This is a genomic window from Vreelandella sp. V005, assembly GCF_052645115.1.
Window position 1 is genome coordinate 240,649 of the sequence record NZ_JBQXYA010000001.1, and the last position, 13,323, is coordinate 253,971.

Here is a 13,323-nt window from a genome sequence, read left to right on the forward strand (position 1 = left end):
GCTTTATGGCTTCACATCCACTGGCTGAGAGCGTGACCAGGCGATGATGACAAGGCCTAGCGCGATCATGGGCAGTGTTAGCAGCATCCCCATGGTGACCCAGCCAAAAGCAATGAAACCTATATGCGCGTCGGGCATGCGGACGAATTCGACCATAAAGCGGAAAACACCGTAACAGACTAAAAACAGCCCGGAGACAAACCCTCGTGCGGTTGGTTTCGCGGAAACCCACCACAGGATAATGAATAGCACCACCCCTTCCAGTAAGGCTTCATAGAGAGCGGATGGGTGTCGAGGTTCAGGTCCCATACCAGGGAAGGGCATCCCCCAAGGGAGTGACGTAACACGGCCCGGGAGTTCATGATTGATAAAGTTACCAATGCGCCCTGCCCCTAAGCCGATTGGCACCACCGGGGCGATGAAGTCCGTCAGGGTGAAGAAAGCTAGCTGTTTACGCCGAGCAAATATCCAGGCCGCCAGCAGTACGCCGAGCAGGCCGCCGTGAAAGCTCATGCCGCCATCCCACACGCGGAAGATCCAGAGTGGGTCGGCGGTCCACTGGCCTAGCCCGTAGAAGAGCGCATAACCTAGACGCCCACCGGCGACCACCCCAATCGCACAGTAGAAGAGTAAATCGCCAATATCGTCATTGTTGAGGCCAATCCGCGATGCCCGACGGCAACCAAGCCACCATGCTGCGACAAAACCTACTACGTACATCAAACCATACCAATGGACTTGTAGTGGCCCTAAGGAGATCGCCACCGGGTCAATCGTCGGGTAATTAATCATTTACACTCTCAAGTCTATCCAAAGGGAATTTTTCATTCATGAATCACTAAAAGCGCTCACCTCATTGGCGAAGCCATCAACCGCTAGGAGAGGAGAAATCGTACCCCAACCACTGCTAGCAGTAGTGCAAAGGAGAGCCGAAGCGCATGGGCGGGTAACACATGGGCAAGTTTAACGCCTAAGCGGGCAAATGGAACGCTGGTCACGACAATACTGAAAAACGCAGGCCACATGACAAAGCCCGTCGCCCAGGGCGGCAACAGTGGGTTTCCCCAGCCAACGATGATAAATACCAGTGCGCCCACCAGTGCGATGGGTAACCCAACGGCGGCGGCTGTCCCCACTGCTTGGGTCATGCTAGCCCCGCAACGAGACAGCAATGGTACCGTCATGGCGCCACCACCAATCCCGAAAAGAGCGGAAATACCACCGATAACACCACCCGCCAGTGCCATTACCCATTTTCCCGGCGCGACACTGCCGGGTTTGGGGGTTAGGCCGAACACCATCTTGGCAGCAATGAGTAGAACGAAGATGCCAAACATAGTTCCTAACGATGTGCCCGAAAGATTATCGGCCACAAACACGCCAGCGATGGCGCCTACCACCAAGCCTGGCAACAGGGCATTGAGCCATACGCGATGTATGCTGCCCCGTCGAAAATGCCCCAACGCAGAAGACGAACCGGTGACCAGGATAGTAGCGAGGGAGGTACCAATGGCGAGATGCATGATGATCTCGGGAGCAACGTTTTGTAGGCCAAAGGCAAACACCAACACTGGCACGATAATCAGCCCACCGCCGACGCCAAATACGCCAGCCATGGAGCCTGCGACGGCCCCGAGAGTTAAATAGATCGATAAGGCAACGGCAATGGTCATGCAGAGGGTGCTGGCTTGATCTTGCCGGGGAACCAGTGAGTAATCATATTCAGCAGCGTTTCAGGCTGATAAGGCTTGGCGAGCAGGTCATCCATGCCGGCATTTAAGCAAGCATCGCGCCCAGCGTTGTCGGCGTTTGCCGTGAGGGCAACCAGCACGCTGCTTTGGTTACCACCATGGGTACGCTCATAGTCACGCCAGCGCCGGGAGGTCTCAAGCCCATCCATGGTGGGCATGAAGATATCCATAAACACCAGGTCGAAAAAGCCGCCTTGCTGGCGTGCAAGCGCCTGTTCACCGCTACTCACGCCTTCTACTTGAAGGCCTTGCGTTTCCAGCATTTGCCGCGCCAGCATCAAGTTGACCGGGCCATCATCCACCACCAGCACTCGCAAATGACGCTGAAGACCGCCACGCTGGCCACTAGTGGCCTCTTCAGAGCCGGTCACCCCGGTCACCGCACCTGCCACTGCAGACTCACCGACGCTCTGTTGGACAAGGTTCGTTAACAGCGCACGAATGTCCGACAAGCGCTCACGCACCTCCATTACGTTTTGCCGACAGCTGTCGGTAATTTCTTTATCAGCCATCACATTCAGATGGTCTAGCAAAGCGTCCGTTTCACGCTGGAGCAGCGTAAGATATCCTGATTTCAAGCGCGACTCTTCTCGCGCTCTGTCACGTCCCGCTATTAAATGCTTGAGTTGCCGCTGCTGGTGTTGCAGATCATCTAGCAGAGCTTGCTCTTGCTCTTGCTCCTGCTGAGTACTCCTAGAGGCTACGTTTGCCAACTGCAAACAATGCATGCGACGTTCGAGCCCTGCGAGTACTTCGTTCACACGGGCCAGTCGTTGGAGGGGTAGATGAGATTCAACAGCTTCGTTGGGGGTGGCGAATTTAGGGTCGGGCTGTGATTGGGCAACGGTGGCACAGAGTGCTTGGCTGTGCCGCTCAAGTTCAGCGAGCTCCTGTATGAAACGGATGTCTTTTCGCCGACCACGGGCCTTGACCAACATCAAAAACGCACCCACGTTCAAGCTGCTGCCAATCAGCAAGGCTGACATCAACCACAGCGTGGTACTCCAGGAGGCGTTAGCGGGCGACATCCACCACACCATGGCACCAACGGCAAGGCAAAGTATGATCAAGGCCGCCTGCAAAAGCAGCAATGGCCACAGCAGCGGCCACACGATGGCGTTCCAAAAGTGCTCCCTTTGATAGCGTTGCATGATCTCGCCTTCCTTTTGGCCAAATGGCCGCTGATAACGTGACCGTAGTATTACCTCTGTGCAACCACCAACTGCATTAACTCACACATTTGATGTGGTAATTTATGCTACAAAGATGATACCGACATAAGTGTACGTCTACACTTCGTTACTGTCATGCTGCTCTTCCGTTGAACGTTTTTCATCCTTTTTACTTAAGAGTTTGTTATGTGCTTGATATCGCTTGCTTGGCAACCCGGCACGCCGACGCCTTTGCGGCTAATGGGCAATCGTGACGAGTTCCACGCGCGCCCTACCGCGCCTCTTGCAGCGTGGAGCGACACTCCGGCTATTGTTGGCGGTCGTGATTTAGAAGCAGGTGGTTCATGGCTGGCCGCCAAGCGGGGTGGCATTGTGGCCGCACTCACTAACGTTCGCGACCCGCTGCTCAATGTGCCCCCTGGCGCGCCTAGCCGCGGGGAACTGGTCGCCAACGCCCTACGATGCAACGACATTGATGTCTGGCTCACCAAGCTGAGTCAAGGCGGCGCCTTGCGCTATACCGGCTTTAACTTATTAGTTGCTACTCCCCAACGGCTTTGGCACTTGCATCGTGGTCGCGGTCGCTTAGCGCTAAATGAGGTGCTCCCCGGCGTTTACGGGCTCTCCAATGCGGATCTAGATTCACCCTGGCCGAAGCTTTTACACGTGCGTAACGCGCTCGAACGCACGCTTATCCAGGTAGATCTGACCCAGGGTTGGCCTAACGAAGTTCAACGCGCCATGCAAAATCCGCAGGAGGCAGCCGATGAGGCGTTACCGGATACCGGTGTAGGGCTCGAGCTGGAGCGTCAGCTTTCCGCAGCCTTTATTATCGGCGAGCGCTATGGCACCCGTGCGACTTCATGGCTGACATTAGACGCTCAAGGCAACATTGAGATGACCGAGCAACGTTTTGGGGCGCTGGGGCGCTTTGAGGGTCAGACTACCCTGGCGCTACCCAGCGATCCTTCACTGCCGACGACCTAATCTCGAGGAGGCATTAGGTGAGATAGCTGCCATTCATCTAGGCGTTGATTTAAAAGCGCATGTACCTGGGCAGGTGTATCTAGCTCCATCACTTCTTGAAGTAGCTGCTTAGCATCGGCAAACGGCACCCGACGGATCGCTGCGCGCACTTTGGGCAGGCTGGGGGCGTTCATGGAGAGACTGGTAAACCCCATCGCCATTAGCAGCAGCGCCCCGGCCGGGTCACCCGCCAGTTCACCGCATAGCGATATAGGCTTGTTAAGCCGCGTGGCATCGGTCGCAAGCTCCAGCAGTGCACCGAGCAGCGCTGGGTGCAGCGCATCGTAAAGGCTCGATACCCGCGGGTTATTGCGATCCACCGCCAGCAGGTACTGGGTAAGGTCGTTGCTACCCACGGAGAAGAAGTCGACGCGTTTCGCCAATGCATCCATCTGGTAGATGGTGGCGGGCACTTCGATCATCACGCCAACTTTTGGCCTGATAACGGTAATGCCCTCTTCGCCTAACTCTAAAATAGCGCGATCCAGTAAGCGTAGAGCTTCGTCTACTTCTTCTACGTTAGTGATCATCGGGAACAGCACGTAGAGGTTGTCTAGATCGATGGAAGCTTTAAGCATGGCGCGCAGCTGCACCATCAACACTTCAGGGTGATCCAGCGTTACCCGCATGCCGCGCCAGCCCAGAAACGGATTAGCCTCTTCAATAGGGAAATAGGGCAGATCTTTGTCGCCCCCGATATCCAGCGTACGCATCACCACCGGCAGCGGTGCAAAGCCTTCTAACTGATCACGATAGAGCTTGGTTTGCTCTTTTTCGCCAGGGAAACGCTCGGTAATCATAAACGGCACTTCGGTACGGTAAAGGCCCACTCCGCCGATACGGCTTTTTAGCAGTGCCGTAGCGTCGACCGCCAACCCGGTGTTCACCATAAGCGGCATGGTATGACCATCGGGTGTGGCGCTGGGCAAATCCTGCTCGTGCTCAAGCAGCTCGCTGAGCGCCTCTTCTTCGGCGATCAGACTGGCGTAACGTGCTTTAAGTTCAGGCGCTGGGCGCACAAACAGCCGACCCCGGTGGCCGTCCAGCACCACTGGCGCGCCGCCCAGGCGTGGTAACGGCAAATCCACCATGCCGAGTACCGTGGGGATACCCATAGCGCGGGCAACGATCGCCACGTGGGATGTGCTCGAGCCCCGCACCGACACCAGCCCTTTGAGCTTGTCGCGGGGTACTTCGCCCAGCATGGCCACGCTGATTTCATCGCCGACCAGAATAGCGTTATCGGGGTAGGTTTCTGGCGTGGAAGGCGTGTCCTCCTGGAGATGGGCAAGCACCCGGCGGCCCAAGTCACGAATATCGGCCGCCCGCTCACGCAGGTAATTATCGTCGACCCGCTCTAAATACTGGACGTGGCGTCGGACTACATCGGCAAGCGCGCCTGGCGCCCACTGCCCTTCACGAATACGCTTTTCGACTTCATCGGCCAGGGCCGCTTCACCCAGCATTTGCTGATAAACATCGAACAGCGCCAGCTCCTGGGCAGAGATGCGGTTGGTCAGGCGCTCCGCTGCCGCACGAATTTCGCTACGGGTTTTGCCAATGGCTTCTTTTAAACGAGCGACTTCAAAATCCTGATCGCTGGGTACCAGATCAGGCACGCTGTTCAAATCGGCAGGCGGGGTAATGACCACGGCCTCTCCCATCGCCATACCGGGTGACGCGGCAACGCCTTTAAACATGGCCTGGCCACCCGCAAGCGCTGGGCGCATTAGGTTGCCCGTTGCTAACGCATGGGCCAATACCCCTGCCAACTGCGCGGCCATGGTCACCAGAAAGGCTTCATCTTCGTCATCATAACGGCGTTTTTCAGCCTGCTGAACCACCAGCACGCCCAACATGTGGCGCTGGTGAATGATCGGCACGCCTAAAAAGCTGGAGTAGCGCTCTTCGCCGGTGGCTTCGAAATAGCGGAAATGCGAGTGGGTTTGGGCGTCTTCAAGATTCAACGGTTCACTACGCTTAGCCACTAAGCCGACCAAGCCTTCACCTAGCGGTAGCACGACGCGCCCAACGGCTTGGGTTCGCAGACCAATGGTCTCCATTAATACCAGCGACTCAAGCTCTTTGTCATAGAGATAGAAAGAGCACACGTCGGTCTGCATCGCTTTGCGAATTCGACGTACCATGGTAGACAGCGCGGCATCGAGATTGCGCGCGCCGTTCACTTCCTGAATGACTCGTCGCAACACCTCAAGCATGGACGTTTTACTTTTCACTGTTATTTGCCTCGCTGAGGAATTTCTTGGCGAACGGCCGCTGCCCTACTTTGGGTTACCTCTAACGTGGGTAGCCCCTAACGTGGGTAACCCTAGTTTGGGTAACGGCGTGCTGCCCTAATCTTCATCCTGTGCCAAGCGCTGAACGCGGGGAGACAATTCTCGCAGCGCACGGCGATATACCTCTCGCTTAAAAGGCACTACCTGCCCTAGCGGGTACCAGTAGCTCACCCACCGCCACCCATCAAATTCGGGTGTTGGGGTCGCCGTCATACAGATCTGGCTTTCCTGGCAACGGATTTTAAGTAAAAACCACTTCTGCTTCTGGCCTATACAGACCGGACGCGAATGTGTGCGAATCATACGTCGTGGCAGACGGTAGCGTAGCCAGCCCCGGGTGCAGGCAACAACATCAACATCATCGGCGGTTAGGCCGATCTCTTCGTAAAGCTCGCGAAGAAGTGCTTGTTGTGGCGTCTCGCTTGCATTGATGCCCCCCTGGGGAAATTGCCACGCATTTTGTCCTACCCGACGCGCCCAAAGCAGCTGCCCCTGGCTATTGGCAATGATAATGCCAACATTGGGGCGAAAGCCGTCAGCGTCGATCACGGACATCACCTTCATAAATTTTCAGTTGTCCCCATTTTTCCACAAGGGAGACAAGCGTATCAATACAATATAACGCTAAGTGATGAATGGTTGCGTATCAGCGTAGAGCGAAGAACGTGCGTTGGTGGGAATGGCATGGCGACTCTGCGATAATCCGCCACCGCTATTTGCCTAACTAGCGTATTTTTTACGATCAAGCATCATCACTATCACTTATTAAAAAGGGGAGCGCCGTGAGTCTGGCCATATTCGATTTGGATAATACGCTGCTATCCATCGACAGCGATCATGCCTGGGGCGAGTTTTTACTCGAACAAGGCGCTGTCGACCCAGTCGCTTATCGGGAAGCCAATGAGCGCTTCATGGCCGATTACAATGCTGGCACCCTGGATATGGCCGCCTTTCTGGAAATGGCACTCAAACCATTGGCCGACAACACCCCTGAGCAGCTTTCGGCTTGGCATCAGCAGTTTATGGCCAGCAAAATCGAGTCTAGCATCCTGCCCAAAGCGGAAGAGCTACTAGCCCGCCACCGCACCAAAGGCGACACGCTGCTGATCATCACGGCCACTAATCGCTTTATCACTGCGCCGATCGCCGAGCGGTTGGGTGTTGATCACCTAATTGCTGTCAATCCGGAAGTGAACCAGGGGCGCTATACCGGGCGTGTGTCCGGCATTCCCAGTTACCGTGAAGGCAAAGTCACCCGCTTGAATCAGTGGCTTGAACAGCAGGATATCTCATTGGACGGCGCTTGGTTTTATAGCGACTCCCACAATGATTTACCCCTGCTTGAGAAAGTCGACCACCCCGTCGCGGTAGACCCCGACGATACCCTGCGCAAAGTCGCCGAAGAGCGCCAATGGCGGATTATGAGTTTACGGGATTAAGGGATAGGGGCGAGGCACCCGAGGGAGGCGACGGAACGACGCCCAGAGGCATCCCACCCTCTCTACCTATACAAGCCAACCCCGGCACCGTTGCGCGCTACTAAATCACAACGAATAAAAAACCCCACAAGCTAAGCTTGCGGGGTTTGGCGTTGACTGGCGCTAGCGCAAAAGCGTCAGCGAGCGCGTTTAGCCGAGCAGGTGCTCAACAGCAGCACGCTCTTCGCGCAGTTCTTTCTCAGTAGCTTTCATTTTCTCTTCGCTGAAAGCGTCGATTTCGAAGCCTTGAACGATTTCATACTTGCCACCCTGGCAACGCACTGGGTAGGAGTAGATGATGCCTTCTGCGATGCCGTAGCTGCCGTCAGACGGAATCGCCATGCTGACGATGCCTTTGGAACCCAGCGCCCAGTCGTGCATGTGGTCGATGGCGGAAGAGGCGGCAGACGCGGCAGAAGAGGCGCCACGTGCTTTGATGATCGCCGCGCCGCGCTGCTGCACGGTGGGGATGAAGTCGTTTTCGTACCAGTCACGCTCAACCAGATCGAACGCTGCTTTGCCGTCGACTTTACACTGGGCCAGATCCGGGTACTGGGTGGCACTGTGGTTGCCCCAGATGATCATGTTTTCGACGTCAGTGACGTGCTTGCCGGTTTTCTGCGCCAGCTGGGTCAGCGCGCGGTTGTGATCCAAACGCGTCATGGCGGTGAACTGACCTGCGTCCAGATCCGGCGCGTTGCAGGAAGCAATCAGCGCGTTGGTGTTAGCCGGGTTACCCACGACCAGTACTTTCACGTCACGGCTAGCGTGATCGTTCAATGCTTTACCTTGAACGGAGAAGATCGCTGCGTTGGCTTCCAGCAGGTCTTTACGCTCCATACCCGGACCACGCGGACGTGCACCGACCAACAGGGCGAAGTCGGCGTCTTTGAACGCCACATTCGGATCGTCGGTGGCAACGATGTCTTGTACTAGCGGGAAGGCACAGTCATTGACTTCCATTACCACGCCGTTCAGGGCGTCCATTGCCTGGGGAATTTCCAGAAGCTGGAGAATGACAGGCTGATCCGGCCCCAACATGTCGCCAGCGGCGATGCGGAAAATGAGAGAATAGCTGATCTGACCGGCGCCGCCGGTAATCGCAATACGTACTGGATCTTTCATCATTGCTCCTTGATAGGTTCGCCTAGGGATGGTTCTCGCCTGAGGAGTGGCTCAACAGAACTCAAGACGCAAAGATGGTATGCCCAGTCGAGCAAAAACTCAATCAGACATGAGACGACTACCCATTTACCACACTTACCCTACTCGTTGCGGCCTGACCCTCGCTGAAAAGGCCGAGTTACGCTATGGTGTCTTCGGCTTAACGCCCTCCTTTCTTGTAATGCTAAGGACATGGACGCCCCCATGCGACGAATCCCGTTTTCTTACGCCTTGGCTAGCCTACTGGTGCTGGCACTGGTGATATGGCTCGCTTTTGGTAATTTTCAGCGTTTTCAAACCACCGCACCGGATGCTTCTCCCCGCAGCGAGTCAGGGCCACGGGTAGAGATTTCAGTGCAGCAAAGCACGCCATTTATTCCCCAACAAATCATTCAAGGCCAGTTGACCGCTGCACGCGAAACCACACTACGCGCCAACGTTGCGGGTTTTGTGGCTGAAAAGCCGGTGGCTCAGGGTAGCCGCGTTGAAGAAGGCGACACCTTACTGGTATTGGATAACGACGCCCTGCCCGAGCAACTGCAGCAAGCCCAGGACGAACTCGCCGTGGCCGAGGCGGAGTATGCCGGTGCGCGTAACCTGCGCCAGCGCGAATTGATATCGCAGCCGGAGCTGCTGCGTTTGCAAAGCGCTTTGAGCGCCAGCGCCGCCTCGGTCGCTCAGCTACAAAAACAGCTGGACGACAGCCGCCCCACCGCGCCGTTTGACGGCGTGCTTAACCGCGTGCAGGTGGAACTGGGCGATTTGCTGCAACCTGGGGAAGAGTGGGGCCAACTGGTGAATGATCGACGTTTGAAGGGCGCGGCTTGGGTGTCCCAGCAACAGGTAGGTGATTTGAGCGAGGGTTTACCGGTCACCGCACGATTACTCAATGGCGACCATTTAGAGGGCGAATTGACTTTTATTAGCCACCGCGCCGAAGAGGCCACACGCACTTTTTATATCGAAGCCACGCTGGATAATCCCGCCGGCAAGCGCCTTGCTGGCGGTAGCGCGGAGCTGACGATTACCCTACCTCCACGCCAAGTGCACACACTTTCCCCAGCACTACTCAGCCTAAACAGCGAAGGCCAACTGGCTGTCAAACACATGGATGCGAATGACCAAGTTCAACAGACCGCCGTGGAACTGGTGAGCGCCGATATTCAGCGCGCCTATGTCACCGGCCTCCCCGACCCGCTGCGTTTGATCACACTGGGCGCGGGGATGGTAGATGTCGGCGAAGTGGTGACGCCGGTGCCTACTGAAGAAGCCACTATTTCACAACCGCCGAGCGGTCAGGATAGCGCTCATGCGCCAGTTGATTAATGCGGCGCTCGCCCACACGCGGACCACGTTACTGCTGTTAGTGAGCCTGCTGCTGGCGGGCATCACTGCCTGGCAGATGATTCCCAAAGAAGCCAACCCCGACGTCACCATCCCGATGATTTATGTCTCGCTGTCGCTCGAGGGCGTAAGCCCCGAGGATGGCGAGCGGCTGCTGATTCGACCCATGGAACAGGAACTGCGCGGGATTGAAGGGCTGCGCCAGTTTACCGCCCAATCAAGCGAGGGGCATGGCTCGATCACGCTGGAGTTCGACCCTGGTTTTGACCCCGATACTGCGCTGACCGATGTGCGTGATCGCGTGGATATTGCCCGTAGTGAGCTGCCTGATGAGGCCGATGAGCCGCGGGTAATGGAGGTCAACGTCTCGGAATTCCCGGTGTTGACTATCGGCCTCTCGGGGCAATTGGATACCCGCGAACGCATGACGATTGCCCGGCGACTGCAGGAAGAGATCGAAGGCATCGCCGATGTGTTGGAAGTCGATATTGCTGGCGAAAGAGAAGACCTGCTGGAAATCGTCGTGGACCCGCTGGTGCTCGAGAGCTATGGAGTCGATTTCGACGCGCTGTTCAATCAAGTATCGCGCAATAATCGCTTGGTCGCCGCCGGCAGTTTGGATACCGGTGCGGGGCGGTTGGCGCTAAAAGTTCCCGGCATTATTGAGTCCCTTGAGGACGTCATGAACATGCCGGTCAAGGTAGATGAAGATCGCGTCGTCACCTTTGGCGATGTGGCTTGGATTAACCCCACCTATAAAGAGCCGGAAGGCTTCGCCCGCATTGATGGCCAACCCGCAGTGGTGCTAGAAATTTCCAAGCGTGCCGGGGCCAATATCATCGCCACCATTGATGCGGTGCGCGAGCGATTGGCGGCAGCCGATGACTTACTCCCCGAGCAACTGCGTTTCACCACCATTCTGGATGAGTCGACCACCGTTGAGAATATGCTCTCCGAGTTGCTCAACAACGTGCTCACCGCCGTAGTGCTGGTATTGATTGTCGTGGTGGCGGTCATGGGCTGGCGGATGGCGCTGCTGGTCGGCCTCACCATTCCTGGCGCGTTCTTAACCGGCGTTCTGCTCATCTGGGCGTTTAGCTTTACGCTCAATATCGTGGTGCTGTTTGGGCTAATCTTAGTGGCGGGCATGCTGGTGGATGGCGCTATCGTAGTCAGTGAGCTTGCCGATCGCCACCTGCGCGATGGCCAAACACCTCATCAGGCTTGGCTCAACGCCGCCTCAAGAATGAGTTGGCCGGTGATTGCCTCGACTGCCACGACGCTGGCGGTATTTATTCCCCTGCTATTCTGGCCCGGTGTGGTGGGCCAGTTTATGAAGTACCTGCCCGCGACCGTGATTTTGTGCCTGCTGGCATCGCTAGCCATGGCGCTGGTGTTTCTACCTACACTGGGGCGTTTATTTACCCGCCCAGCCGTGCAACAGACCGACGCTAAGCATGACGAATCGACTACCTCGTTCGGGCGTGGCTACCGCCATGTGCTGGCTAGATTGCTCAAGCACCCCGCTTGGGTACTGCTGGTGACGATACTGTTGATGGTGCTGCTGTATACAGGCTACGCCCGCTTTAACCACGGCATCGATTTCTTCCCAGCCGTGGAGCCCGACAGCGCCCAGGTGCTGGTGCGCGCTAGGGGCGATTTTTCAGCGGAAGAGACCGACGCCATCGTACAGCGAGTGGAAGCCAAGCTATCCGGCATGAGCGAAGTCCGGGCGCTCTATGCGCGCTCATTTGCGGTGCCCAACGAGCAAATGGGCAGCGATGTGATCGGTATGCTGCAATTCCAGTTTATCGACTGGCACGAGCGACGCCCCGCCCAGGCGATCCTAGCTGAGATGGCAGAACGTGCGGAAGATATTCCCGGCATTACGCTAGAGTTTCAGGAGCAGGAGATGGGGCCCGGCGGCGGCAAGCCGATCGTGCTTGAAGTCAGTGCCACCAACCCCGACGTGGCCGATGCCGGGGTTAACCAACTGACCCAATTGATGCGCGAGCTGGGCGGTTTCACCGACATTCAGGATAACCGTAGCCTGCCGGGGGTAGAGTGGCGAGTGAACGTCGATCGGGAAGCGGCGGCGCGCATGGGGACCGACGTCACCACCATTGGTAGTGCCGTGCAGTTACTCACCACCGGCCTTCAGGTCGCGAGCTATCGGCCACCCGAAGTCAGCGATGAGGTGGATATTCGCGTGCGCCTGCCGCAAAACTGGCGCTCGCTCGATCAGCTTGAACGCTTGACCATCAATACCCAGCGGGGCCAGGTGCCGATTTCACATTTTGTGACCCTGGAGCCGGCGCCGAAAGTGGGCACCCTTAACCGTATCGATGGCCGCCGGGCGATTACCATTGATGCAGATCTCGCCCCAGGCTATCTCGCCGACGAGCGCCTGCGTGCGCTGCTTGAAGCAGACAGCGACAGCCTGCCTGACGGCTTGATGGTCAATGTGGCGGGTGAACAGGAGGATCAGCAGGAGTCGATGCAGTTCCTAGCCAGCGCCTTCATGATTGCGATCGGCTTGATGGCGCTGATTCTGGTGACCCAGTTCAACAGTTTCTACCAGGCGGGATTGGTGCTGTCGGCGATTGTGTTCTCCACCGCGGGGGTGCTCATGGGCCTACTGATTACCGGGCAGGCGTTTGGCATTGTCATGGTGGGAATGGGCGTGATTGCCCTGGCGGGTATCGTGGTCAATAACAACATTGTCTTGATCGATACCTACAACGAGCTGCGGGAAGAAGGCATGACGCCCGGCGAGGCGGCGCTGGAAGCCGGCTGCTTGCGTCTGCGCCCGGTGTTATTGACGGCGATTACCACGGTACTGGGGTTAATGCCGATGGTGCTGGGGATCAATGTTGATCTCTTCTCCCCCGCACTCGGTTTCAACGCGCCCTCCGCCCAGTGGTGGACGCAGATGTCGAGCGCCATCGCCGGCGGGCTGACCTTCGCCACCGCGCTCACGCTATTGCTCACGCCTTGTATGTTGGTGATTGGGGGTAAGTTACGGCGAAGAGGGTGAAAAATGCCAAAAAGCGCCGGTAAACGGCGCTTTTAGACATTTTTAAACCTTTTA

Annotated in this window: 10 protein-coding genes; 4 read left to right on the top strand and 6 right to left on the bottom strand. The window is 56.9% G+C overall.

The window, feature by feature from the left end:
* Positions 1 to 3 precede the first annotated feature (3 nt).
* From lgt to ACUN8H_RS01135, 3 genes are all read right to left on the bottom strand, one after another.
* A complete protein-coding gene (gene lgt / locus ACUN8H_RS01125; RefSeq protein ID WP_445530360.1) occupies positions 4 to 792 on the bottom strand; it encodes a prolipoprotein diacylglyceryl transferase in 789 nt (262 codons plus the stop codon).
* A gap of 83 nt (positions 793 to 875) precedes the next feature.
* Entirely contained in the window at positions 876 to 1,673 is a 798-nt protein-coding gene (locus tag ACUN8H_RS01130) for a sulfite exporter TauE/SafE family protein (protein WP_445530361.1), read from the bottom strand.
* Positions 1,670 to 2,902, bottom strand: coding sequence for a response regulator (locus ACUN8H_RS01135; protein ID WP_445530362.1), 1,233 nt, complete (start codon positions 2,900 to 2,902; stop codon positions 1,670 to 1,672). The genes ACUN8H_RS01130 and ACUN8H_RS01135 overlap by 4 nt, the downstream gene beginning before the upstream one ends.
* Before the next feature lie 207 nt (positions 2,903 to 3,109).
* Here ACUN8H_RS01135 and ACUN8H_RS01140 point away from each other — a divergent pair, with 207 nt between their 5' ends.
* Positions 3,110 to 3,910, top strand: coding sequence for an NRDE family protein (locus tag ACUN8H_RS01140; protein WP_445530363.1), 801 nt, complete (start codon positions 3,110 to 3,112; stop codon positions 3,908 to 3,910).
* Here the strand turns inward: ACUN8H_RS01140 and ptsP are convergent.
* Both ptsP and rppH read right to left on the bottom strand, forming a co-directional pair.
* Positions 3,907 to 6,168 (bottom strand): phosphoenolpyruvate--protein phosphotransferase, encoded by a 2,262-nt coding sequence (gene ptsP / locus ACUN8H_RS01145; protein WP_445531066.1) that lies wholly within the window; start codon positions 6,166 to 6,168, stop codon positions 3,907 to 3,909. The two genes, ACUN8H_RS01140 and ptsP, sit on opposite strands and share 4 nt — an antisense overlap.
* 135 nt (positions 6,169 to 6,303) lie before the next feature.
* A complete protein-coding gene (rppH, locus tag ACUN8H_RS01150; protein WP_445531067.1) occupies positions 6,304 to 6,795 on the bottom strand; it encodes an RNA pyrophosphohydrolase in 492 nt (163 codons plus the stop codon).
* 233 nt (positions 6,796 to 7,028) lie between these two features.
* Here rppH and ACUN8H_RS01155 point away from each other — a divergent pair, with 233 nt between their 5' ends.
* Complete coding sequence (locus ACUN8H_RS01155) at positions 7,029 to 7,685, top strand: HAD family hydrolase (protein ID WP_445530364.1); 657 nt, start codon at positions 7,029 to 7,031, stop codon at positions 7,683 to 7,685.
* Between the two features lie 189 nt (positions 7,686 to 7,874).
* Here ACUN8H_RS01155 and ACUN8H_RS01160 read toward each other — a convergent pair whose 3' ends face one another.
* Positions 7,875 to 8,849 (bottom strand): malate dehydrogenase, encoded by a 975-nt coding sequence (locus ACUN8H_RS01160; RefSeq protein WP_445530365.1) that lies wholly within the window; start codon positions 8,847 to 8,849, stop codon positions 7,875 to 7,877.
* Positions 8,850 to 9,092: 243 nt separating this feature from the next.
* Between ACUN8H_RS01160 and ACUN8H_RS01165 the strand changes: the two genes are divergently transcribed.
* Together ACUN8H_RS01165 and ACUN8H_RS01170 are read left to right on the top strand one after the other, a co-directional pair.
* Entirely contained in the window at positions 9,093 to 10,214 is a 1,122-nt protein-coding gene (locus ACUN8H_RS01165) for an efflux RND transporter periplasmic adaptor subunit (RefSeq protein WP_445530366.1), read from the top strand.
* The gene (locus ACUN8H_RS01170; protein WP_445530367.1) at positions 10,198 to 13,269 is read left to right on the top strand and encodes an efflux RND transporter permease subunit; all 3,072 of its coding nucleotides are present in this window, start codon (positions 10,198 to 10,200) and stop codon (positions 13,267 to 13,269) included. Before ACUN8H_RS01165 ends, ACUN8H_RS01170 begins: the two co-directional genes overlap by 17 nt.
* The last annotated feature ends 54 nt before the right edge of the window (positions 13,270 to 13,323 follow it).

Coding starts and splice junctions, on each gene's coding strand:
- ptsP (WP_445531066.1), bottom strand. CDS start 6,168: ATGCTTGAGGTGTTGCGACGAGTCATTCAGGAAGTGAACGGCGCGCGC.
- ACUN8H_RS01160 (WP_445530365.1), bottom strand. CDS start 8,849: ATGAAAGATCCAGTACGTATTGCGATTACCGGCGGCGCCGGTCAGATC.
- lgt (WP_445530360.1), bottom strand. CDS start 792: ATGATTAATTACCCGACGATTGACCCGGTGGCGATCTCCTTAGGGCCA.
- ACUN8H_RS01130 (WP_445530361.1), bottom strand. CDS start 1,673: ATGACCATTGCCGTTGCCTTATCGATCTATTTAACTCTCGGGGCCGTC.
- ACUN8H_RS01165 (WP_445530366.1), top strand. CDS start 9,093: ATGCGACGAATCCCGTTTTCTTACGCCTTGGCTAGCCTACTGGTGCTG.
- ACUN8H_RS01140 (WP_445530363.1), top strand. CDS start 3,110: ATGTGCTTGATATCGCTTGCTTGGCAACCCGGCACGCCGACGCCTTTG.
- ACUN8H_RS01170 (WP_445530367.1), top strand. CDS start 10,198: ATGCGCCAGTTGATTAATGCGGCGCTCGCCCACACGCGGACCACGTTA.
- ACUN8H_RS01135 (WP_445530362.1), bottom strand. CDS start 2,902: ATGCAACGCTATCAAAGGGAGCACTTTTGGAACGCCATCGTGTGGCCG.